Annotated in this window: 25 protein-coding genes and 2 tRNA genes; 7 read left to right on the top strand and 20 right to left on the bottom strand. The window is 47.5% G+C overall.

Translation table 11 applies throughout. The features are described from left to right. Positions 1-59 precede the first annotated feature (59 nt). Positions 60-641, top strand: a complete 582-nt coding sequence (sodB, locus tag J1G48_RS10640) for a superoxide dismutase [Fe] (protein ID WP_000007299.1) — start codon at positions 60-62, stop codon at positions 639-641. 82 nt (positions 642-723) lie between these two features. Here the strand turns inward: sodB and J1G48_RS10635 are convergent, their stop codons facing one another. After that, positions 724-813 carry a YnhF family membrane protein gene (locus J1G48_RS10635; RefSeq protein ID WP_000102277.1) on the bottom strand — a complete coding sequence of 30 codons (90 nt, stop codon included), beginning with the start codon at positions 811-813 and terminating at the stop codon, positions 724-726. Between the two features lie 295 nt (positions 814-1,108). Between J1G48_RS10635 and purR the strand changes: the two genes are divergently transcribed. Next, positions 1,109-2,134, top strand: coding sequence for an HTH-type transcriptional repressor PurR (gene purR, locus J1G48_RS10630; protein WP_000190993.1), 1,026 nt, complete (start codon positions 1,109-1,111; stop codon positions 2,132-2,134). Here the strand turns inward: purR and punR are convergent. Continuing rightward, the gene (gene punR, locus J1G48_RS10625; protein WP_000269523.1) at positions 2,131-3,063 is read right to left on the bottom strand and encodes a DNA-binding transcriptional activator PunR; all 933 of its coding nucleotides are present in this window, start codon (positions 3,061-3,063) and stop codon (positions 2,131-2,133) included. The genes purR and punR overlap by 4 nt on opposite strands. 112 nt (positions 3,064-3,175) lie before the next feature. Between punR and punC the strand changes: the two genes are divergently transcribed. Both punC and cfa read left to right on the top strand, forming a co-directional pair. Next, on the top strand, positions 3,176-4,381 hold the full coding sequence (gene punC / locus J1G48_RS10620; RefSeq protein WP_001182316.1) for a purine nucleoside transporter PunC: 1,206 nt from the start codon (positions 3,176-3,178) through the stop codon (positions 4,379-4,381). A gap of 289 nt (positions 4,382-4,670) precedes the next feature. Beyond that, positions 4,671-5,819 carry a cyclopropane fatty acyl phospholipid synthase gene (cfa, locus tag J1G48_RS10615; RefSeq protein WP_000098879.1) on the top strand — a complete coding sequence of 383 codons (1,149 nt, stop codon included), beginning with the start codon at positions 4,671-4,673 and terminating at the stop codon, positions 5,817-5,819. A gap of 41 nt (positions 5,820-5,860) precedes the next feature. On the opposite strand, the gene J1G48_RS10610 is transcribed toward cfa, so the two are convergent. Next, the gene (locus J1G48_RS10610) at positions 5,861-6,502 is read right to left on the bottom strand and encodes a riboflavin synthase (protein ID WP_000493976.1); all 642 of its coding nucleotides are present in this window, start codon (positions 6,500-6,502) and stop codon (positions 5,861-5,863) included. Between the two features lie 216 nt (positions 6,503-6,718). Between J1G48_RS10610 and mdtK the strand changes: the two genes are divergently transcribed. From mdtK to J1G48_RS10595, 3 genes are all read left to right on the top strand, one after another. Further along, positions 6,719-8,092, top strand: a complete 1,374-nt coding sequence (gene mdtK / locus J1G48_RS10605; RefSeq protein WP_001175071.1) for a multidrug efflux MATE transporter MdtK — start codon at positions 6,719-6,721, stop codon at positions 8,090-8,092. A 151-nt stretch (positions 8,093-8,243) separates the two neighbouring features. Continuing rightward, positions 8,244-8,320, top strand: a tRNA-Val gene (locus tag J1G48_RS10600). Between the two features lie 10 nt (positions 8,321-8,330). After that, positions 8,331-8,407: transfer RNA gene (locus J1G48_RS10595), tRNA-Val, on the top strand. A 157-nt stretch (positions 8,408-8,564) separates the two neighbouring features. On the opposite strand, the gene ssaU is transcribed toward J1G48_RS10595, so the two are convergent. The 17 genes from ssaU to ssaG form a co-directional block, all read right to left on the bottom strand. Further along, positions 8,565-9,623 carry an SPI-2 type III secretion system apparatus protein SsaU gene (gene ssaU, locus J1G48_RS10590; RefSeq protein WP_001291714.1) on the bottom strand — a complete coding sequence of 353 codons (1,059 nt, stop codon included), beginning with the start codon at positions 9,621-9,623 and terminating at the stop codon, positions 8,565-8,567. Next, positions 9,620-10,399: an SPI-2 type III secretion system apparatus protein SsaT gene (gene ssaT / locus J1G48_RS10585; RefSeq protein ID WP_000068766.1), complete on the bottom strand. Its 780-nt coding sequence runs from the start codon at positions 10,397-10,399 to the stop codon at positions 9,620-9,622. The genes ssaU and ssaT overlap by 4 nt, the downstream gene beginning before the upstream one ends. Further along, positions 10,400-10,666 (bottom strand): SPI-2 type III secretion system apparatus protein SsaS, encoded by a 267-nt coding sequence (gene ssas / locus J1G48_RS10580; RefSeq protein WP_000999982.1) that lies wholly within the window; start codon positions 10,664-10,666, stop codon positions 10,400-10,402. It lies immediately after the preceding gene. Beyond that, the gene (gene ssaR, locus J1G48_RS10575; protein WP_000056368.1) at positions 10,663-11,310 is read right to left on the bottom strand and encodes an SPI-2 type III secretion system export apparatus protein SsaR; all 648 of its coding nucleotides are present in this window, start codon (positions 11,308-11,310) and stop codon (positions 10,663-10,665) included. The genes ssas and ssaR overlap by 4 nt, the downstream gene beginning before the upstream one ends. Positions 11,311-11,377: 67 nt before the next feature. Further along, complete coding sequence (ssaQ, locus tag J1G48_RS10570; protein WP_000944182.1) at positions 11,378-12,346, bottom strand: SPI-2 type III secretion system cytoplasmic ring protein SsaQ; 969 nt, start codon at positions 12,344-12,346, stop codon at positions 11,378-11,380. After that, on the bottom strand, positions 12,327-12,701 hold the full coding sequence (gene ssaP / locus J1G48_RS10565) for an SPI-2 type III secretion system apparatus protein SsaP (RefSeq protein ID WP_001223304.1): 375 nt from the start codon (positions 12,699-12,701) through the stop codon (positions 12,327-12,329). The genes ssaQ and ssaP overlap by 20 nt, the downstream gene beginning before the upstream one ends. Continuing rightward, positions 12,682-13,059, bottom strand: a complete 378-nt coding sequence (gene ssaO / locus J1G48_RS10560) for an SPI-2 type III secretion system apparatus protein SsaO (RefSeq protein WP_000449094.1) — start codon at positions 13,057-13,059, stop codon at positions 12,682-12,684. Before ssaO ends, ssaP begins: the two co-directional genes overlap by 20 nt. Before the next feature lie 2 nt (positions 13,060-13,061). Then, positions 13,062-14,363, bottom strand: a complete 1,302-nt coding sequence (gene ssaN, locus J1G48_RS10555) for a SctN family type III secretion system ATPase SsaN (RefSeq protein WP_000787216.1) — start codon at positions 14,361-14,363, stop codon at positions 13,062-13,064. Next, on the bottom strand, positions 14,353-16,398 hold the full coding sequence (gene ssaV / locus J1G48_RS10550) for an SPI-2 type III secretion system apparatus protein SsaV (RefSeq protein WP_001258231.1): 2,046 nt from the start codon (positions 16,396-16,398) through the stop codon (positions 14,353-14,355). The genes ssaN and ssaV overlap by 11 nt, the downstream gene beginning before the upstream one ends. Continuing rightward, a complete protein-coding gene (ssaM, locus tag J1G48_RS10545; protein ID WP_000383702.1) occupies positions 16,383-16,751 on the bottom strand; it encodes an SPI-2 type III secretion system apparatus protein SsaM in 369 nt (122 codons plus the stop codon). The genes ssaV and ssaM overlap by 16 nt, the downstream gene beginning before the upstream one ends. A gap of 57 nt (positions 16,752-16,808) precedes the next feature. Further along, positions 16,809-17,825: an SPI-2 type III secretion system apparatus protein SsaL gene (ssaL, locus tag J1G48_RS10540; RefSeq protein WP_000238880.1), complete on the bottom strand. Its 1,017-nt coding sequence runs from the start codon at positions 17,823-17,825 to the stop codon at positions 16,809-16,811. Further along, a complete protein-coding gene (gene ssaK, locus J1G48_RS10535) occupies positions 17,791-18,465 on the bottom strand; it encodes an SPI-2 type III secretion system apparatus protein SsaK (protein ID WP_000011203.1) in 675 nt (224 codons plus the stop codon). Before ssaK ends, ssaL begins: the two co-directional genes overlap by 35 nt. Continuing rightward, positions 18,462-19,010 carry a type III secretion system domain-containing protein gene (locus tag J1G48_RS10530; RefSeq protein WP_001526945.1) on the bottom strand — a complete coding sequence of 183 codons (549 nt, stop codon included), beginning with the start codon at positions 19,008-19,010 and terminating at the stop codon, positions 18,462-18,464. Before J1G48_RS10530 ends, ssaK begins: the two co-directional genes overlap by 4 nt. A 17-nt stretch (positions 19,011-19,027) precedes the next feature. Further along, positions 19,028-19,777 carry an SPI-2 type III secretion system apparatus lipoprotein SsaJ gene (ssaJ, locus tag J1G48_RS10525; RefSeq protein WP_000862876.1) on the bottom strand — a complete coding sequence of 250 codons (750 nt, stop codon included), beginning with the start codon at positions 19,775-19,777 and terminating at the stop codon, positions 19,028-19,030. After that, positions 19,774-20,022, bottom strand: a complete 249-nt coding sequence (gene ssaI, locus J1G48_RS10520; protein WP_001574409.1) for a SctI family type III secretion system inner rod subunit SsaI — start codon at positions 20,020-20,022, stop codon at positions 19,774-19,776. The genes ssaJ and ssaI overlap by 4 nt, the downstream gene beginning before the upstream one ends. An 11-nt stretch (positions 20,023-20,033) precedes the next feature. Beyond that, positions 20,034-20,324 carry an EscG/YscG/SsaH family type III secretion system needle protein co-chaperone gene (locus J1G48_RS10515; protein ID WP_000444713.1) on the bottom strand — a complete coding sequence of 97 codons (291 nt, stop codon included), beginning with the start codon at positions 20,322-20,324 and terminating at the stop codon, positions 20,034-20,036. After that, positions 20,302-20,517: a type III secretion system needle filament protein SsaG gene (gene ssaG, locus J1G48_RS10510; protein WP_000350226.1), complete on the bottom strand. Its 216-nt coding sequence runs from the start codon at positions 20,515-20,517 to the stop codon at positions 20,302-20,304. The genes J1G48_RS10515 and ssaG overlap by 23 nt, the downstream gene beginning before the upstream one ends. Positions 20,518-20,568: the final 51 nt, after the last annotated feature.

Raw genomic sequence — 20,568 nt, 5'->3', positions numbered from 1 at the left:
ATCCTTACGCGCACCAGGGGTATTGTGCGTGCGCAATATTAATAATAAGGAGAGAAGCAATGTCGTTCGAATTACCTGCATTACCGTATGCCAAAGATGCTCTGGCGCCGCATATTTCTGCTGAGACGCTGGAATATCACTATGGCAAACATCATCAGACTTACGTGACCAATCTTAACAATTTGATCAAAGGCACGGCGTTTGAAGGCAAATCGCTGGAAGAGATCGTGCGCACTTCCGAAGGCGGCATCTTTAATAACGCCGCTCAGGTGTGGAACCACACCTTCTACTGGAACTGCCTGGCGCCAAACGCTGGCGGCGAACCGACCGGGAAACTGGCTGATGCTATCGCGGCATCTTTTGGCAGCTTCGCGGAATTTAAAGCGCAGTTCACCGATGCCGCTATCAAAAACTTTGGTTCCGGATGGACATGGCTGGTAAAAAGCGCTGATGGCAAACTGGCTATCGTTTCTACCTCAAATGCCGGTACGCCGCTGACTACGGATGCAACGCCGTTGCTGACGGTTGATGTGTGGGAACACGCGTATTACATCGACTACCGCAACGCCCGTCCAAACTATCTGGAGCATTTCTGGGCGCTGGTTAACTGGGAATTTGTTGCGAAAAATCTCGCCGCATAAGTCTGAGTACGCAGAAGGTACGCCTTCTGCGTTTTAGAGAGGGATAGAATAGAGGAGACGCCCACCCTCAGAAGAGAGGAAATCAGTGCAGAGCGGCCGTTAATCCACCTGCGACAATCACGCCCAGAACAATCAGCGTAGTAATCAACGAAAATTTCAGGTCGGTACTCATCAAGTTTTCTCCTTTTTATTCCCACACAAAAAGTGATATAGCGCATTTTTGCACATTCCCGCACAAAAATCTCTCATGTTTTATATTGATAACTGTTTTTAACGCTTCCCCTTTTCCTCAAGATCAGACAAAATTCCAGGCTTACTGAATTAGCGTAACGGCCATTGACCCCTTCCTGACGTTCCGTGTCGTTTTTCCGGCGTGCCGCAACCCTGATGTTGCGATTAGGGTGTGTGTAGGCAAACGTTTACCTGGCGTTTCTCAGGAGCTTAGCGAGGGTCTGGAGTGAAATGTAATGGCAACAATTAAAGATGTAGCGAAACGAGCAAACGTTTCCACTACAACTGTATCACACGTAATCAACAAAACGCGTTTTGTCGCTGAAGAAACGCGTAACGCGGTCTGGGCGGCAATTAAAGAGCTGCACTACTCTCCCAGCGCCGTCGCGCGTAGCCTGAAGGTTAACCATACCAAGTCGATAGGCTTACTGGCGACCAGCAGCGAAGCGGCCTATTTTGCCGAAATTATCGAGGCGGTTGAAAAAAACTGTTTCCAGAAAGGCTATACGCTGATTTTAGGCAACGCCTGGAATAACCTGGAAAAACAGCGCGCCTACCTGTCCATGATGGCGCAAAAGCGCGTGGATGGCCTGCTGGTGATGTGTTCTGAGTATCCAGAACCTCTGCTTTCCATGCTGGAAGAGTATCGCCATATTCCGATGGTGGTGATGGACTGGGGTGAAGCGAAGGCCGATTTTACCGACACGGTGATTGATAACGCCTTTGCAGGCGGCTATATGGCGGGTCGTTATCTGGTTGAGCGCGGCCACCGGGATATCGGCGTTATTCCCGGCCCGCTGGAGCGCAACACCGGCGCGGGCCGGCTGGCAGGCTTTATGAAAGCCATGGAGGAGGCGCTGATCAACGTGCCGGACAACTGGATTGTTCAGGGCGACTTCGAGCCGGAATCCGGTTACCACGCGATGCAGCAAATTTTATCGCAGTCACATCGCCCTACCGCCGTTTTCTGCGGCGGCGATATTATGGCGATGGGCGCGCTTTGCGCGGCTGACGAAATGGGGCTTCGCGTACCGCAGGACGTTTCGGTGATCGGTTATGACAATGTGCGTAACGCCCGTTACTTTACCCCGGCGCTGACGACGATTCACCAGCCCAAAGACTCTTTAGGCGAAACCGCATTTAATATGCTATTGGATCGCATCGTCAATAAGCGCGAAGAGTCACAGTCTATTGAAGTTCATCCACGCCTGGTTGAGCGTCGCTCGGTCGCTGACGGCCCGTTCCGCGACTATCGGCGTTAATCCCCGCTGTCGGGAGCCTCTTCTGGCTCCCGCAGCCACTCCCGATTCAACGTTTCGCTATCGCCCAAATAGTCCAGCAGCCATGCCAGCGCGGGCGAGGCTTCGTTTTGCTGCCACGTCACGCAACAGGCCGCATCGGGAAACGGATTCTCTAACGTCAGCGCCACCCATTTTCCGCTGTCTATCCACTGTCGGGCAAAATGCGTCGGCACCATTCCCACGCATAGTCCTGCCGACAGGCAGGTTGCCGATGACTCCCAGTCCGGTACGACGACCCTTTTTTGGTTATCCAGCAGCCAGGTAATCCGTTTCGGTAAGGTTCGCGAAGTGTCTTCCCTGACCAGCGACGGCCAGTTGCGCAGGGTATCATCGCTTAACGGCCCAGGCATCGACGCCAGCGGGTGATCGCTTGCCACTACGCAGCTCCAGCTCAGGGTCCCCATATCCCGAAAAGCGTAACGCCCCCCTACCGGAATCGCCTGCGTCGCCCCAATCGCCAGTTCGACACGCCCGTCGGAGAGCGCGTCCCAGACGCCGTTAAACACCTCCTGAAAAACCAGCAGTTCCACATCGTCAAAATGGCGATAGAAATCGACGATCATCTGCCGGGTACGTTCTGGTCTGACGATATTGTCCACCGCAATAGCTAACTGCCCACGCCAACCATTAGCAATTTGCTGACACTGTTGGCGAGTGATCTGCATTTTTTTGATAACAGAACGCCCTTCTTTTAAAAACCAGACGCCAGCAGGCGTCAGTTCAACATCACGGTGACGTCGTACAAAAAGCGGTACGGCCAGCCACTCCTCTAACTGACGAACGGTGTAACTGACTGCTGAAGGCACACGGTGCAGTTCCTGCGCCGCCGCGCTAAAACTGCCATTGCGCGCTACGGCGTCAACCACTTCAAGCGAGTATTCCGACCACATAATTTGCCTACAAAAATTTTGAATTCACTGGACAAATATTAACGTTTCACAACCGTAATTTCACTCCCTACACTCTGCGACAATGTCTGTCTGATAAGAAAGAGAAACAAATATGCAACCTGGAAAAGGTTTTTTAGTCTGGTTAGCCGGTCTTAGCGTGCTGGGATTTCTGGCTACGGACATGTACCTGCCCGCGTTTGCCGCCATACAGGCGGATTTACAAACGCCTGCCGCCGCGGTCAGCGCCAGCCTAAGCCTGTTTTTAGCTGGCTTTGCCGTCGCGCAACTCCTCTGGGGACCGCTATCGGATCGTTATGGCCGTAAACCGATTTTACTGCTAGGGTTATCTATCTTTGCACTCGGAAGTCTGGGGATGCTGTGGGTAGAAAGCGCGGCAGCACTGCTGACGCTGCGCTTCGTGCAGGCCGTCGGCGTTTGCGCGGCAACGGTAATCTGGCAAGCGCTGGTGACCGATTATTACCCTTCGCAAAAAATTAACCGTATCTTCGCCACGATCATGCCACTGGTGGGATTATCCCCGGCGCTTGCGCCCTTACTGGGAAGCTGGATACTGACGCATTTCTCATGGCAGGCGATTTTCGCCACTCTGTTCGTGATTACGTTGTTGCTGATGTTGCCGGCGCTGCGTTTAAAACCATCGGTAAAAGCGCGTACCGAAGGACAGGATAAACTCACTTTCGCGACGTTGTTACGCTCTAAAACCTATCGCGGTAATGTGCTGATTTATGCCGCCTGTTCCGCCAGCTTTTTTGCGTGGCTAACAGGGTCCCCGTTTATTCTCAGCGCGATGGGTTACAGCCCGGCAGTGATTGGCCTGAGCTATGTTCCGCAAACCATCGCTTTTCTGATTGGCGGATATGGTTGCCGCGCGGCGCTACAAAAATGGCAGGGCTACCAATTGCTTCCGTGGCTGTTAGGGCTGTACGCGCTGAGCGTTATCGCCACCTGGGGAGCGGGCCTTCTGAATAATGCCTCACTGGTGGAGATCCTGATTCCTTTCTGCGTAATGGCGATTGCTAATGGCGCCATCTACCCTATCGTCGTCGCGCAAGCGTTACGCCCTTTCCCTCAAGCCACGGGGCGCGCTGCGGCGCTACAAAATACGCTGCAACTGGGGTTATGTTTCCTGGCAAGCCTGGTGGTTTCATGGCTCATCAGCACGCCGCTGCTGACCACCACCAGCGTAATGCTCTCTACCGTTGTTCTGGCGGCGTTAGGCTACAAAATGCAGTCTCATGCAGATTGCGCTGAGACCGGATTTCCCCATGCCAATGTCGCCCACGACAAGTCTCACTAAAGACTTGTTAACCGCTGGTAATTAGCACGCTAACAATTTTCGGTTGAATCATCAAAAATTGCGGCCTATACTGATTCCCGGTTGTTTATATTACGATAATTATTAGGCATTAACGGGAACCGGAGCGTTCCCGATTCACCATGGATGGCCTTTTCGGCAAGGGTTCCTCCCTTCCTCTGTTCTACGTCGGATAACTGGCTCACGGAATTGTCCGTGGGATTTCTCACAAAGCCAAAAAAGCGTCTACGCTGTTTTAAGGTTCTGATCACCGTCCAGTGATGGAGAAACTATGAGTTCATCGTGTATAGAAGAAGTCAGCGTACCGGATGATAACTGGTACCGAATCGCCAACGAATTGTTAAGTCGCGCGGATATTACAATTAATGGTTCCGCCCCGTCTGACATTCGTGTTAAGAATCCCGATTTTTTTAAACGCGTCCTTCAGGAAGGATCGTTGGGGTTAGGTGAGAGTTACATGGATGGCTGGTGGGAATGCGAGCGTCTGGATATTTTCTTCAGCAAAGTCTTACGTGCCGGTCTTGAAAATCAACTCCCCCACCATGTTAAAGATACGCTCCGTATCCTCGGCGCGCGTCTGATTAATCTACAAAGTAAAAAACGCGCCTGGATTGTCGGCAAGGAACATTACGATCTTGGTAATGACCTTTTTTCCCGTATGCTCGATCCCTATATGCAATATTCTTGCGCCTACTGGAAAGATGCCGATACGCTGGAAGCGGCACAGCAAGCCAAGCTGAAATTAATTTGCGAAAAGCTACAGCTACAACCGGGGATGCGTGTGCTGGATATCGGCTGCGGCTGGGGCGGTCTGTCGCAATATATGGCGACCCATTATGGCGTTAGCGTGGTGGGCGTAACGATCTCCGCTGAACAACAAAAAATGGCGCAGACGCGTTGCGAAGGTCTGGATGTCTCCATTCTCCTGGAAGATTATCGCGACCTTAACGATCAGTTTGACCGAATCGTCTCCGTCGGCATGTTCGAACATGTCGGGCCAAAAAACTACAACACCTATTTTGAGGTTGTTGACAGGAATTTAAAACCGGATGGTCTTTTCCTGCTCCATACTATTGGTTCTAAAAAAACCGATCATAATGTCGATCCGTGGATCAATAAGTATATTTTCCCCAACGGTTGCTTGCCGTCTGTTCGTCAAATCGCCGAGGCCAGCGAATCACACTTTGTAATGGAAGACTGGCATAACTTTGGCGCCGACTATGACACGACTCTGATGGCGTGGCATGAGCGCTTTATCAATGCCTGGCCAGAGATTGCGGGCAATTATAACGAGCGCTTTAAACGTATGTTCAGCTATTATCTCAACGCCTGCGCGGGTGCGTTTCGCGCGCGTGATATCCAGCTTTGGCAGGTGGTATTTACGCGCGGCGTTGAAAACGGACTGCGCGTTCCTCGCTAATCATCTCCCCCGCATTTCATGCGGGGGAATCTTATTTTCCGTTAGCCAATGTCGGCCTGATTTCTGACCGCATTTTCTCGCGCAGCCAGTACGCGTTCTACGGTATCGACAACCGCCTGCGTTTGCGGATCGATCTCGATATTCACACGCTCACCCAGTTTTTTTCTGCCAAGCGTAGTACGTTCCAGCGTTTCCGGAATGAGATGCACGCAGAAGCGCGTTGGCGTTACCTCGCCGACGGTCAAACTGATGCCGTCGACGCCGATAAAGCCTTTGTACAGGATATACTTCATCAGGGACGCATCCTGCACTTTAAACCACACCTGATGGTTATTTTCGGAGGTCAGGATTTTCGCGATCTCCGCCGTCGTAATAATATGCCCCGACATCAGATGACCACCGATTTCATCGCTGAATTTAGCGGCACGCTCTACGTTGACCTCATCACCTACCCTCAACGTGCCCAGATTGGTGATGCGCAACGTTTCTTTCATCAGATCAAAACTTATCTGGTTGCCGTTTATTTCAGTCACCGTCAAACAGCATCCGTTATGCGCTACCGACGCCCCCGTCTCCAGCCCCTCCAGCATGTAGTCCGGTAACGTCACCACATGGGTGCGAAAGTTGGGTTTTTCATCAATCGATACCAGTTTCGCGGTACCCTGTACGATCCCCGTAAACATATCTTCAACTCCTGAAATAAATAAAAGCAGAACTGTTCAGCACAATAGCAGGTGGAAAAACAGCTTGCCAGCAATGCGCCGTTAACAACTGTTTTTTCACTGGAGAAATAGTAATACCCCGCTACAATAGACTGAAATTTCCCCTGCTATTTCTTTTGGCTGCCACTACGGCGGCTTTTTAGTCTTTCATATAACAACAAAATAAAAGGTGAATACGTGCAGAAGTATACCAGTGAAGCGCGTCAGTTATTAGCGTTAGCGATACCGGTGATCCTTGCGCAAGTGGCACAGACCGCAATGGGATTCGTCGATACCGTCATGGCGGGAGGCTATAGCGCTACGGACATGGCTGCCGTCGCTATCGGCACCTCTATCTGGCTTCCCGCCATTTTGTTTGGTCACGGCTTACTGCTGGCCTTGACGCCTGTGATTGCGCAACTCAATGGCTCCGGCCGTCGTGAGCGTATCGCGCATCAGGTTCGACAAGGGTTCTGGCTGGCGGGCTTTGTCTCCGTGCTGGTGATGATCGTCCTGTGGAATGCCGGATACATTATCCGCTCTATGCATAATATTGATCCGGCGCTGGCCGATAAAGCCGTGGGTTATCTTCGCGCGCTGCTGTGGGGCGCGCCAGGATACCTTTTCTTTCAGGTAGCGCGAAACCAGTGCGAAGGTCTGGCCAAAACCAAACCGGGTATGGTGATGGGATTTTTGGGCCTGCTGGTGAATATTCCGGTGAACTATATTTTTATCTATGGCCATTTTGGTATGCCGGAACTCGGCGGTATCGGCTGCGGCGTTGCGACTGCGGCGGTCTATTGGGTGATGTTTATCGCCATGCTTTCTTACATTAAACACGCGCGTTCAATGCGTGATATTCGTAATGAAAAAGGCTTTGGCAAACCTGATAGCATCGTCATGAAGCGCCTGATTCAACTGGGGTTGCCGATTGCGCTGGCGCTGTTCTTTGAAGTGACGTTATTTGCGGTCGTTGCGCTGCTGGTTTCGCCATTAGGTATTGTGGATGTCGCCGGTCATCAGATTGCGCTTAACTTTAGCTCGCTGATGTTCGTACTGCCGATGTCGCTGGCTGCGGCGGTAACGATTCGAGTGGGTTATCGTCTGGGCCAGGGCTCAACGCTGGATGCGCAAACCGCAGCGCGTACCGGTTTAGGCGTCGGCATTTGTATGGCTGTGGTTACCGCTATTTTTACCGTTACTCTGCGTAAGCATATTGCTTTGCTCTACAATGACAACCCTGAGGTCGTGGCGCTTGCCGCGCAATTAATGCTGCTCGCTGCGGTTTACCAGATTTCCGACTCTATACAGGTTATCGGCAGCGGTATTCTGCGCGGTTATAAAGATACGCGTTCCATCTTTTTTATCACCTTTACCGCCTACTGGGTGTTAGGTTTACCCAGCGGTTATATCCTGGCGTTAACGGATTTGGTGGTGGATCGTATGGGACCGGCAGGCTTCTGGATGGGGTTCATCATCGGCCTGACCTCGGCGGCGGTGTTAATGATGCTACGGATGCGCTATCTACAACGTCAGCCGTCCGCCATCATTTTGCAGCGCGCTGCGCGATAATACGACGATAGCCGTCGCATGGCGGCTATTTTCTCGACATGTTGCATATTTCCACCGCAATCAGGTGATTTCAGGAAGAAAATTGCGATTTCCCTCTTGCCTCATTGCGGTTGTGACGCTAATATTCGTCCCCGTTGTCACCTACAACGTTGCGTTCATAGCTCAGTTGGTTAGAGCACCACCTTGACATGGTGGGGGTCGTTGGTTCGAGTCCAATTGAACGCACCATCATTTTAATGCGTCTGTAGCTCAGTTGGTTAGAGCACCACCTTGACATGGTGGGGGTCGATGGTTCGAGTCCATTCAGACGCACCAATCCATTATCTTGTTTAATTTTAAAATACGCTATCTGGTGCTTGTGCCAGGCTAAAAGCGATTATTTTCAGTCTCTCACCTTTATCGTCAAGCACTGCTCTATACGCTATTACCCTCTTAACCTTCGCAGTGGCCTGAAGAAGCATACCAAAAGCATTTATGGTGTTTCGGTAGAATGCGCATAATCTATCTTCATCACCATACGTAACAAGGCTGCAACGGGTTCAAATAACGTTTCAGGAATTTTATCTCCGCGTTCCACTTCAAAAAATAATGAGCGGGCCAGCTCAACATTTTCAACAACGGGGATGCAGTTGCGTTCAGCGATGTTAACAATATAGTTAGCTTGAGCATCACTGCCTTTTTCCAGGACGCGTGGTATTGGCATATCGGTGGGATGATAGCCAAGACAAACCGCAATATGCGTTGGATTACGCACTACCGCAACAGATTGTTTAACAGATTGAGCTAAACTCCCACTTTGTATTTCACTCTGCATTTCCCGACGCCGTGTCTTCATTTGAGGATCGCCCTCCAGATCTTTATGCTCCTGTTTTACGTCATCTTTACTCATTTTTAGATCTTTTCTAATCTTATAATATTGAAAAGAATAGTCCAGTATGCCAACGACGATATAAAAAGCCATCACCCCAACCCATAACCATTTTATTAAAGAAGAAACCACAAGCAGGCCACAGGCTAACCCACAGTACGGTAGCGCCCGAAAAGTACTGGCATAATAATAAAAGAAAAAAGCAAAGATAAGAGATAGCATGATAACTTTCAGGCTGGATTTACATAATTCTACTACGCTATGTAAAGAGAATATCTGCTTAAAATTACTTACCGGATTTATATGCTCGCTTTTAAAACCTATGGCTTTGCTGGCAATAACCACCCCCACCTGAAGAAACACGCTACCCACAGTAGCAACTATTACCCCAGCGCCCAGAAACAGCAGTGCAGAAGTCAGTGACTCTATTAAAGCATGACTCAATTGCGTTAATGCATAAGAAAATGGTTTATTTACTAATTGTAATGTGAAAGTTATTGACTCAATCAGTATCAAAATCATCTTTTCAGTAAAGAAATGAAAATACAAATAAAGCGCAATCAGCTGAAATAATGATGTTATTTCAATACTTTTGACAACCTGCCCTTCCTTACGGCCATCACGTAATTTCTTTTCTGTAGGCTGTTCTGTTTTCTCGCTCATACAGATGGAAACCAGTCTTTTAGATAAATATAAAATTTATCGCTTTCAACCAAATAGTGATGAAGAGCATAAGGGAATGAGATCAGGAGCGTCAGTAGAACCAATATACTTTTGAGCGGCATTGAGAAGAAAAACACATTCAATTGTTGTGCCGACCGATTTAAAAGACCTAAAGCCAGATCGGCTAATACCATACATATTATGGCAGGAAGAGAGAAGCTGATACATAATTGATAAAGCGTTCTCCACTCTGCCTGGATATATTTTAAAAATTGCTGGTCAAATAATAAAGTACGCCCTGGTGGTAAATATTGATATGACTCATACAGAATGTTTAATATAAACTCCATGCCGCCGCTTATAAAGAAAATAACACACAAGAACTGGCTGAAAAGCAAGCCAAAAAGTGAGGTTTCAGCTTCTATTGTAGAATTGAATATCGTACCCATTGTCGCGCCACGTAAAGTATCAAGCAGAAACCCCGCCATATCAACGGCCCAAAAGGGAACCGCCGCACAAAACCCAATTAAAAAACCAATAATCACCTCTCCGGTGACTAACCCTAACCAGCTGTAATCTTTACCAATATGCATCATAATCTTCTGCTGGTAAATGATTGGTAATATGGGAAAGGTAAGTGACATAAGCACGCCATTACGTAAAATCGCGGACCCTAAACTGCCACTTTTTAATAGGGGAAGTAATAAAGAGAGGCTCAATGGTCGAATAAAAGCCACAGCCAATGCAATAAGCCACTCATTTACCTGTTGTGCCATTCAACCATGCTCTCCAATTCGTAACATTATCTGCCGGGTATAATTCAACAGGATACCGCTAAGCCATGGGTAGCTGACCATTAAGGTTATTGCAATTGCCAATAATTTAATCATGAACTGTAGCGTTTGGTCCTGTATTTGAGTCAAGGCCTGAACAAGGCTTACGATGACACCAACTACCGATGCCACCAACACCACCGGCATAGACGTAAAAAGGACGATCCATAAAAGTTGCGTTACAAATTGCGTCAATTCAGAATCATTCATGAAAAGCTCTGTACCAATTGCGCCAGTGTCAGATCCCAACCGCCTGCCAGTAAAAATATTAGCAGCTTAAACGGTAATGAAATGGTCATTGGCGATACCATCATCATCCCCATAGCCAGCAGTATATTTGAAATAAGCAGGTCAATAGCCAGAAAGGGAAGATAAATAAGTAATCCAATCCGAAATGCCTGCGTCAACTGACTCACCGTAAATGCCGGAATTAATATGAGCAAAGAATCAGGTTTTATCTTTCTTTTTATGTCTTCAGGCCAGGTTCGTTTTATCAAACTCCGAAAATAATTGGCTTCCTTCTCTTCAGAGTTTTTTTGCAAAAACTGTCGATAAGGCGCTAATGCTTTACTGTCCCACTCAGACGTCCAGAAAGGAGCGCCAGCGACCTGAACCGGATGCCAGCGCTCTTTTACAGCTAATAGCGTCGGCCCCATAATGAATAAGGAAAGTACAAGCGCGAGGCCATACAGTGCGATATTTGGGGGAACTTGTTGAATACCCAGAGCATTTCGTAAAATCGAAAATACCACCGCCAGTTTAAGGAAAGAGGTTCCCATGACGATAATGAGAGGCAGTATTGAAAGCAGAAACAATATACCAATCAGTTGCAAAGGCGAATCGGGTAAAGACATACTGTATCTCTCATGACACGACCTGGAACGCTATTATATTGTTCGCATATTATTTTTCTTATCAGGTTTACGCTGTATTTTTGCAAAGATACCAACGTGTAATACGCACCATAAATTCATTGCCACAGGCAATCAACTCACCTTGCCCAATAATACGGTCATTTACTCTTATCGTCACCTCTGGCGCAAAACATCCACCTACAGGCAAAACGTCCCCCGTTTTAAGTTGTCGTAATTGTCCAATTTCCAGACTCGCACGTCCGATCTCAAAGAGCACCTGTTGTGGTATCTGCTCAAGTTCTACTGAAGATGTTCCGTCACTCTTTGACATTGGACTCCCTGACGCAAGTAGCGTTTCGATATCCTGGACTAATTCATCAAATTTCATCGTGTTATCCTCTGTCAGCAACACCCTCGCGTAGATCCCCCCAGGTAGTTGAATAGCAAAAAAACCGAGTCTGATGTCGCCAAAGCAATGAATCCGAACGCCCATGCCGATTTCGATAGACTCAAGTTCAATTAACGTAAGCTGGCACCAGCCTAAATATACAGGGACTACTACAGGAGGGGCAGGATAAATCTGTTGTCGCGCAGCAGAAAGCTCTCCGACTATATTGCGCAAAAAACCCGTTGGCCATGTAAAAATAATGCTATGGAACTCATGTTCTTCAACTGTCCATTTAATATGCAACGCTAGCTGATGTGGTAGATTACTGCAGGATGTTGGCGGTTCGTTCTGACAGAGGGTTGCATCACTGGCTTGCAATAACGGCGCCAGCCCCCATTCAGCTATTCCATATAGCAATTCAGGATCGATAGCCGATCGATTAGCGGTGCCAATTAACCCTTCACACCAGCGCTGCCAGCATTCTTCTGCAATCCACACCCTACCCAGCTCATTATGATAATTTATGGTAAATAATGTCCCTTGCTGTACTGGATATTGTTGCATACTCAATGTCAGCTCACCAATGGTAGCGCCTTGCGTTGGAAGCATCTCCATCCACGGACGCTCTTCATTCGCTATTCTTAACATAGAATATCTCCAGGGAAATTATATACCCCATATGCAGCAACTGAGACTCCAGCCACTGCTTTAGCGCTTTCATCGAACGGTAAATTTCATGATGAGGGACATTGATTCTTAACTGAATTAGCCCCCCTGATTCACAGACTTCACACTCTACACCGTCAAGATAACCGCCACTAACACGATAACGTTGCGTGAAAACCACGTTCTTATTCAATGCTGCAGGAGGATTATTCTCACCAATGGGTAATGCCTGGTGCATGAGTTGTTCAAAGTCCATACGTTCCGCCTCCGCCTCGTTATCATCCTGATAAGACTGGCATGGCAACCCAAGACTTCCCTCAACTTTGGTAATACGCATCGCTTAATACCATAGTAATTTTTTCTTTCTTTTTCATAAGCGCATTAAAATTCTTCTGTAATTCGCTTCGCCGGGAGACAAGCTGCTGATACTGATTCTCTAACTGCTGCCGTTGCGTCAAAAAGCTCTGCGCCTGAGTGAATAACCCGGCCATTTGTTGTTTCTTATCCAACAATAAATGACAAGATAACGTACCTTGCCAGCCCATTAATTCTTTCAGTCTGGTAGACACTGCTAAAGCGCGCGTCTGGCAAATCTGCTGTTCCGTAATAATCGTCTGTTGCTGCTGATCAAGTACGGTAAGCTTGCCGCGTAATTGCTTTTCACGCCGCGCGATTATCTCCAGCAAAGTTTCCATGATCACTCGGTGAGTATTTGGTGTAATTTTTCTATAAGTAGCTCGGGTCCGCATACTTCATCCTTACTTTGTCGCAAAAATGTGCAAATATCCGGATAGGTATCAATGGCTTTGTCAGTATCAGTATCAACTCCTCGCTGGTATTCCCCAATGCGTATTAACAGTTCAACCTCCTGGTAAAGCGCCAGGCGCCGCCGCAATATCGCCGCCAGTTGACGATGCTCATGGCTGGTAACGACTGGAAAAACGCGGCTGAGCGTTGCCAGCACGTCAATGGCAGGATAATGCCCCCTCTCTGCAAGCCGCCGGGATAGCACAATATGTCCATCAAGTAGTGAACGGACTTCATCCGCCAACGGCTCATTCATATCATCGCCTTCCACCAGTACCGTATAAAATGCGGTAATACTGCCTTTTTCCCCCATTCCTGTACGTTCTAAAAGTCGTGGCAATGCACTAAATACGCCTGGCGGATATTCTCCAGAAACTGCGGTCTCTCCGGCGGCCAGAGCGATTTCTCGTGCGGCCCTGGCATAACGCGTCAGTGAGTCGGCAAGCAAGACGACTCGCTTTCCATTATCGCGAAAAAATTCTGCTATCGTGGTAGCCACAAACAGCGCCCTCACGCGCTCTAAGGCGGGTCTGTCAGAGGTTGCGACAACAATGACACAGCGTTTTCGGGTCTCTTCAGACAGTGTAAAATCGATGAATTCGCGGACTTCTCGTCCACGTTCACCAATTAACACCAGAACATTGCTGTCTGCGTCTGGCGCATTACACAGCATCGCCAGAAGCGTGCTTTTCCCCACGCCAGGAGCAGAAAAAATACCCACTCGTTGCCCTTCGCCACAGGTTGCAACGCTATCAATAGCGCGAATCCCCGTCATTAATGGTTGAGTGATAGGCTGTCGAACCATTGCGGGAGGAGGCATTGCATCATAGTCTTTCCAGCAGACGTCGGGCAGTTCGCGGCCATCAAGGGGACGACCAAAACCATCAATGACTCGCCCTAATAACGCTTCGCCCACGGGAACCTGATGGCGTCGCCTTAAGGCCATCACTTGCTGCCCGCAGTGAAGTCCGATTGTACTCGTAAAAGGAGATAGCAAAGCTTTGCTGCCATTAATCCCCACGACTTCAGCAAGTTCTTCTCCAGGCTTTATACAGCACAACTCACCCATAAATACCCCAGGCAACCACGCATTTAACAACGTTGCGCTGACATCCTGAATTCGGCCCCATCGACAATAACCATCGGGGGGCGGATATTTCAGCCTCAGACGTTGCATCAATTCATTCTTCATTGTCCGCCAACTCCTCTTCGCTAAGGTCAATACTTTCTACCACTTGTATAAGGCTCTCCTCTCCTAATTCCTGCCATGACAAAATCGGTACGTCGAACAAGGTGGCTTCTGTAATTTTTCGCAAGAAACGTCGGGTGTCGACAGAAGTGACAATGAATAATTTGGCTGACTGCTTCAGCGCCTGCTCGATAAGTTGCAGGATCTGCGTCTTATGACGAGACGACAGCGCAGTATAGGTCCCCATTGCCGTCTGGCGAATGGATTCACGCACGAGGTTCTCAATACCTTCGCCGATCCGCAAAATCGGCAGCGGTTTTCCTTCCGGATTAAGACGACGCAGAATATGACGGCGAAGCGCGATACGGACATATTCTGTCAACATCAGGACATCTTTTTCACGTGGCGCCCAGTCAATTAAGGTGCCGAAAATAAGACGTAAATCTCTAATAGAAACCCGTTCTGATACAAGCCGTTGCAAAGTTTCAGCGATTTTATTAATGGGTAACTGGCGTTGAAGCTCTTTCACCAGCTCAGAGTAGTTTTTTTCCATCGCATTCATTAGATAACGCGTTTCCTGAACACCAATAAACTCTCCCATATGCCGAAGCAGGACACATTTTAATAAGGCAGAGATACGTTGGCTGCCCGCGAAAACGTCCAGTCCAAAACCTTGCGCCTTATGGGCCATGTCTTTTGTAAGCCAACAGATCTGCCCCATCCCGTTCGGTAACGTCTGGCTGTCACCCACCACACTAGCGTCCGCGCCTATCAATAAATAATCCGCCTGAGCGGGAATAGATAAACTAAATACGGGTTCCTGATATAGCAGTACCGTCAATTTTTCGGTGGGTTCAGGCAAAACCTCAATATTCACCTCAGGGAGAGGGACGCCGGTATCCTCAAATAAAAACCATCTCATGGCGTCAATATCACGAATCAGGTCGGCAGAATGTAACGTCGGGCTAAGACGTAAGATTAGAGGACATGCGCCGGGAACCATACTATCTTTTTCCGGTGCTTCGACGCCATTTGCGGAAACCACAGACTTTTTGCGGCGAATGAGGATAATTGGCAATGCTAACAACGCTGAAAAGAAAGCGAGAGTGATAAAAGGAAAGCCAGGAATTAAAGCGAGGAGCATTAAAACCACAGCGGTTAATATGAGCGACTGAGGTTGTCTGGCAATTTGAGAACTCAACTCTGTCGCCAGGTTCTGGCGTTTCTCACCCGGGACACGGGTGACAATAATTCCCGCGCTAAGGGAAATCAGCAGCGATGGAATTTGCCCACATAAACCATCTCCGATTGACAGTACGCTATAAGTGTGAACAGCCTCACTCATCGACATATCATATTGTACGATAGCGATAATGATACCGCCGATAATGTTCACCAGAACAACAATAATACCGGCAATCGTATCGCCTTTAACAAATTTCATCGCACCGTCCATCGCACCGAGAAAGCGGCTTTCCTGCTGGACATGCTGTCTTAATGTACGGGCATGGTCTGCATCGATAACTCCGGCACGCAAATCGCCATCGATACTCATTTGTTTGCCTGGCATCCCATCAAGCGAGAAACGTGCGCTAACTTCCGCCACCCTCTCGATACCTTTTGTAATGACAATAAATTGCACGATAGTAATGATGGTAAATACGACCAACCCAACGGTGAGATTTCCTCCTACGACAAACTTACCGAAAGCATCCACAATATTACCGGCATTATGTTGTAACAGTACCAGCCGTGATGTGCTGATTGTGAGTGACAAACGATATAATGTAGTAATAAGTAATAAAGACGGAAATACCGATAAATCGAGAGGGTCACTAAGATAAATAGCAATTAAGAGCAGGATCACTGAAAACATAAGGTTGATAGTAATCAGGATATCAACCATCCAGGTCGGCAAAGGTAACAGCATCATCACAATAGCGATTAATAACACCGTCGCCAGAACCATATCCTGCCGACCCGCGCATACACTGAGCCACTGTTGCGCCCTGACTCCCTCACCTAACCATGAACGCATTGCGACTCCAGAAATTTTATTTGTCGATGATGTAATCGTAACCAGAGCTCGGCGGAGCTGGAAAGAGGTGGAGAACAACTCATTGCAAGCCCATCGCGCAACAAAAATAATCGTTGAGGAATACCCTGGAACGCTGCGGGTTTCCAGTTAGCCAACGCTTTAAAAAGCAGTTCTTCGTCTAAGAAGGTTTGCTTGAGTATCTGACATAAGTGAATACGACCGTTATGATAGTTTAGATAGGTTTCATATTGTCCTTGCCGCCAGAACATATTGGTCGCTAAAGGCCGTTCAGCTAATCCTGCTAATTGAATAAAAAGCTGAATATTACGTTCAGTAATGAGATCCCAATCCATCCTGACGCCTCATGATGAGCCAGAAAGCCAATTTACCTAAATATTGAAAGCCAGGTATCAGAATAAAACCTGATTTATCTTTACTTCACGAAGCGTTTCGAGAATTTGTTCACGTTGATCTTCGTCGTTAAAACAGTTATCGGGTATCAGCATAAACTGCGCATCAAGTTGTTGGAGTAACCGATTGAACATCTTCGATGAAGAAACTATAGCGGTAAGTCTATCAAGCAACCAATCACTGAAAAGCCAGCGCTCACAAATAATATCGAGTAGTAGCGGCAGTAATGTATTAGGCGGCAACTGGCAAATCCACTCCTCACGCTGGCACTCTTTTTCAAGGCCAAGGAATAACAGCAAACGACGCAAACGTACTAATGCTGCGGCCAAACGACTTTGCTCCGAGGGTTCGATGCATATGCTAAGTTCAAAGGCTATTGCTCTTAGCAAAATACGGACCCGTTCACAGCGATCCGGCCAGTCTGCCACGCGTCTGAACCACTGCGATAAGGGCATTTCATCGTTGTCTATCGCCTGTTGCATAAAACGCTTCAGCGAGGACAGCGTAGCGGTATCCACTTCGCCAAGTTCCAGTAAACTAAAAACGGCAAGTTCCCATCCCTCCTCCGCTGTAAGCGTATCCAGTTGCGATTGCAAATCGCGTTTTTTCTTTTTTGACAACCCGCCGGCAGTAAGCGCCATTGCAAGAGCGATAATTTGATACGCATTCTGTAAATCAGGATCACTATTCTCTTCGGTAAGCGGACGCAACGCTGCCCCATTATCCTCCTGTATTTGTTTTATCAAACGCAGCAAAGCCTGCTGCCTGCGCTCCAGTTTCTCAGCATCAGTGAATTTATTACTTTCGCGCAGTTTACCACTCAGCGCCATTCCTATTTCTTCCATCGTCTCATAGAGCGCTGCCCCCGTCGTTTCCTGTAACTCCTGGAGAGCTAACATTGAAGGCGAAATAACCTCTTGTTCCTCTATAACCTGGCCAGGGGTAAATGCTGTAGGGGGCGTCATTTTTATCTCATTAATTTTAATATTCATCGCTACCTCTTTTATCTTCACCATTACGTAACCATTTCAGTAACGCGTTGAAATGACGAGAAAGTGAAAACTCAACGGCATATCGTGTTGAGGAAAGTTCAGCCTGATCGGGAGAGAAACCAGGCTCGATAATCAACGTAAACCGCTTGCCAAAAGTTTCACGCATCAATGCCTCTTTTTCAGGATGAATACGCAAATAAAGCGCTCCCTCTTCCGCCATAGCCGTGGCCTGGCGTGCCAGACGATGGCACATAACACTGTCTACCGACTGTTGGTCGAACCAGGCCAACAGAACCTGTTCTATACTATTTTTAATATGATGCGCTGCGTGATCGACCAATGAACGAAATTGATTTTCATCTTCTTGTAAATGTTTTACATGCTGTTCCAGCCATTCCACTTCCATTTTTTCCAGCGTATTTTTACGCAAGCACGCTAGTTCTTGTTGCTGCTCAACTTTCTGTTCACGCTGATAACGATAGGCGTCTCGGATGATTTTTTCAGCCTTACGGTAAGCGGAGCTCACAATAGCATGTGAAACTCTCTTAGCTTGTTGCTCTTGCGCAAATAAAGTTAATTGTAATGTTATCCACTGTGACTCAATAATATTTCGAGCGGGTAGCTTATGGTTAATTTCCGTCAGAGGAAGTGAAGTAAAACTCATAGCAAATGCTCCATGAAGATAATCTCGGTAAGAGAAGTCTTCGGCCAAAGTATACGCTGCGGAGGGGGTAATAATACTAATAGCGCATGTAAAACCGCATCGTCATGCGCTTCCCGATTAAGAATGGCGGTACCGATCTGCAATGCAGTTTGTTGCATCACTTGCGGAGGAAGTAATTTGCCATCTCTTTGCCCCAACCAACCATATAGCTGCCAGATCTCATCCTCGCTAAACCACTGTAGAAGCAATTGCCGATACTCTGGTAGCATAAAATAGTCACTACACCTGAGTTTGAATAATCCCAGCCCAAAGGCAAATGCCGATATACGCGGCGCAAGACGAACCTGCCGTTTTTGCCTGTCATTTAAACAGGCTGGAATAACAGAGCTTCCTCTTAGTCTATTTAACGCTCTGTCAAGAAGACGATCCAACTCGGGCCGATCGCCATAACGCCAGCAGTTTGAAAGATGAAAGCCCAGCTTATCCAGCCATTCCGGTACAGCGTAACGAGCAGGTTGCCAGAAATAACGATAAAGTTGCAACACCTCGGGATCAGGTCGGCTCAAAAACGGCGTCTCAGGCAAAAATAGCCGATCAGGATGCCCACTCCTAATAACAGTCCTGTCAACGATAACATCAACTGATAAGGGTATTTCATCAACCACTTCACCACCTTCCCTTTATTGGCGTTGATAACGTCCATAATCCAGAATGTTTGTCTCGCGGGTACGTCAGCTACCATTCTGAATTCAGCAGGCTGCATCAAGATACTAATCTTACTGTATTGCAACCCAGGGATTGACATCTCTATTAAATCCTTAATTTTTACCCGAAAGGCCTCCATATTGACCTGTGGTGAATATTTTATAAATACGGCAACTGAGCTCGGAGAAGCGTTACTTCCCTCATCATAAGTCGGTAGCGCAATGGTCACTTTTGCATTAATCACGCCCTCCATCTGACTCAGCATTCCTTCAATTCTTTGTTCTTTTAAAAAATTAATCTTCTGCTGTTCTTCCTGGGGTGATACCACTAACTGATTAGCCGGAAACATCTTATCCGCCGTTGTAAACTGACGATGCGGATAACCGTTAAGTCTAAGTAGCTCAACCGCATTAATAAACTGCGACTGCTCGACACGTAAGGTAACACCGTCCTCTTCCTGTTTTTTTTCCGCATCAATATGATGCTGCATAAGTAATGCCAGCATTTGATTCGCCTCATCCTCTGGCAATGAGCGATAAAGATCCACATCACATGCCGTAAGAAAGAACGTAAGGACAGTAAGAAATACTATACGATGAACCTTCATGCCATGTTATCCAGCTTATTAAGCGCTTGCGATGCTGCGCCTGATATTCTGGCAAGATAATCGACGCCTACCGTTAACTGCATATAATCCATTTGTCTGGTCAACATAACCTGCGGTAATAAAGCACTGGCGTTACTGGTGGATGCTTCATCTTTCAGCAATTGTTCAAAAAAATTAATTTGCTCCTGGCTCGGTTCTGCAGAGGACTTTACATAAGATTGAGTGCTTACAGGCACTACGCTCATATCAGAAATATTCAATTTTCAAACCCCTCATTTGGTGCAGGAAATAACAGACGCAGCGCCATAGCCTCTGGCAAATCTATATCCGATAAAATTTTCGCGGCTTTTAGCGGCTCATTTAAACCCGCCAACAATAATGCCAGACATACCAACTGTAATTTTTTATCCGGAACAATAACCGTTAGCGCTGGTAACATCGCATGTACCTGGGAAATCAGGCTATGGTTAACGCCCGCAAACATGATTTCCAGCAGCAACCGTCGAACATCGTCGCTAATAACTTCAGATTTTAGCAATGATTCCACTAAGCATATCCTTGATCATTTTGATCAGTGAACTTTCGTAATTAATAAATGTAGAATACTGCTGTAAGGCAAATTGCGCTTTAATCATCGATTCTGGGTTGAGCAAATCATTACCATTCATTTTGTCATTAATGGCCTGGCCTGCCTGATGCGCCATGTGGGAGAGCATATCCACTAATTGTGCAATATCCATAATGCTTTTCCTTAAAATAAATACATCGTAAGGATACTGGCAACATAGCAA

Source organism: Salmonella sp. SAL-020 (genome assembly GCF_017372215.1).
Classification (GTDB): Bacteria; Pseudomonadota; Gammaproteobacteria; order Enterobacterales; family Enterobacteriaceae; genus Salmonella; species Salmonella enterica.
This window is presented reverse-complemented; position numbering and strand designations above follow the sequence as displayed.

Excerpts from the sequence above, each read along its gene's own strand:
- sodB (WP_000007299.1), top strand. The coding sequence starts at position 60 with ATGTCGTTCGAATTACCTGCATTACCGTATGCCAAAGATGCTCTGGCG.
- ssaJ (WP_000862876.1), bottom strand. The coding sequence starts at position 19,777 with ATGAAGGTTCATCGTATAGTATTTCTTACTGTCCTTACGTTCTTTCTT.
- ssaR (WP_000056368.1), bottom strand. The coding sequence starts at position 11,310 with ATGTCTTTACCCGATTCGCCTTTGCAACTGATTGGTATATTGTTTCTG.
- ssaK (WP_000011203.1), bottom strand. The coding sequence starts at position 18,465 with ATGAGTTTTACTTCACTTCCTCTGACGGAAATTAACCATAAGCTACCC.
- ssaG (WP_000350226.1), bottom strand. The coding sequence starts at position 20,517 with ATGGATATTGCACAATTAGTGGATATGCTCTCCCACATGGCGCATCAG.
- ssaV (WP_001258231.1), bottom strand. The coding sequence starts at position 16,398 with ATGCGTTCATGGTTAGGTGAGGGAGTCAGGGCGCAACAGTGGCTCAGT.
- J1G48_RS10635 (WP_000102277.1), bottom strand. The coding sequence starts at position 813 with ATGAGTACCGACCTGAAATTTTCGTTGATTACTACGCTGATTGTTCTG.
- ssaN (WP_000787216.1), bottom strand. The coding sequence starts at position 14,363 with ATGAAGAATGAATTGATGCAACGTCTGAGGCTGAAATATCCGCCCCCC.
- ssas (WP_000999982.1), bottom strand. The coding sequence starts at position 10,666 with ATGAATGATTCTGAATTGACGCAATTTGTAACGCAACTTTTATGGATC.
- ssaI (WP_001574409.1), bottom strand. The coding sequence starts at position 20,022 with ATGAGCGTAGTGCCTGTAAGCACTCAATCTTATGTAAAGTCCTCTGCA.
- ssaU (WP_001291714.1), bottom strand. The coding sequence starts at position 9,623 with ATGAGCGAGAAAACAGAACAGCCTACAGAAAAGAAATTACGTGATGGC.
- ssaQ (WP_000944182.1), bottom strand. The coding sequence starts at position 12,346 with ATGTTAAGAATAGCGAATGAAGAGCGTCCGTGGATGGAGATGCTTCCA.
- ssaT (WP_000068766.1), bottom strand. The coding sequence starts at position 10,399 with ATGGCACAACAGGTAAATGAGTGGCTTATTGCATTGGCTGTGGCTTTT.
- cfa (WP_000098879.1), top strand. The coding sequence starts at position 4,671 with ATGAGTTCATCGTGTATAGAAGAAGTCAGCGTACCGGATGATAACTGG.
- ssaO (WP_000449094.1), bottom strand. The coding sequence starts at position 13,059 with ATGGAAACTTTGCTGGAGATAATCGCGCGGCGTGAAAAGCAATTACGC.
- J1G48_RS10610 (WP_000493976.1), bottom strand. The coding sequence starts at position 6,502 with ATGTTTACGGGGATCGTACAGGGTACCGCGAAACTGGTATCGATTGAT.
- ssaP (WP_001223304.1), bottom strand. The coding sequence starts at position 12,701 with ATGCGTATTACCAAAGTTGAGGGAAGTCTTGGGTTGCCATGCCAGTCT.
- punC (WP_001182316.1), top strand. The coding sequence starts at position 3,176 with ATGCAACCTGGAAAAGGTTTTTTAGTCTGGTTAGCCGGTCTTAGCGTG.
- ssaM (WP_000383702.1), bottom strand. The coding sequence starts at position 16,751 with ATGGATTGGGATCTCATTACTGAACGTAATATTCAGCTTTTTATTCAA.
- ssaL (WP_000238880.1), bottom strand. The coding sequence starts at position 17,825 with ATGGTGAAGATAAAAGAGGTAGCGATGAATATTAAAATTAATGAGATA.
- punR (WP_000269523.1), bottom strand. The coding sequence starts at position 3,063 with ATGTGGTCGGAATACTCGCTTGAAGTGGTTGACGCCGTAGCGCGCAAT.
- purR (WP_000190993.1), top strand. The coding sequence starts at position 1,109 with ATGGCAACAATTAAAGATGTAGCGAAACGAGCAAACGTTTCCACTACA.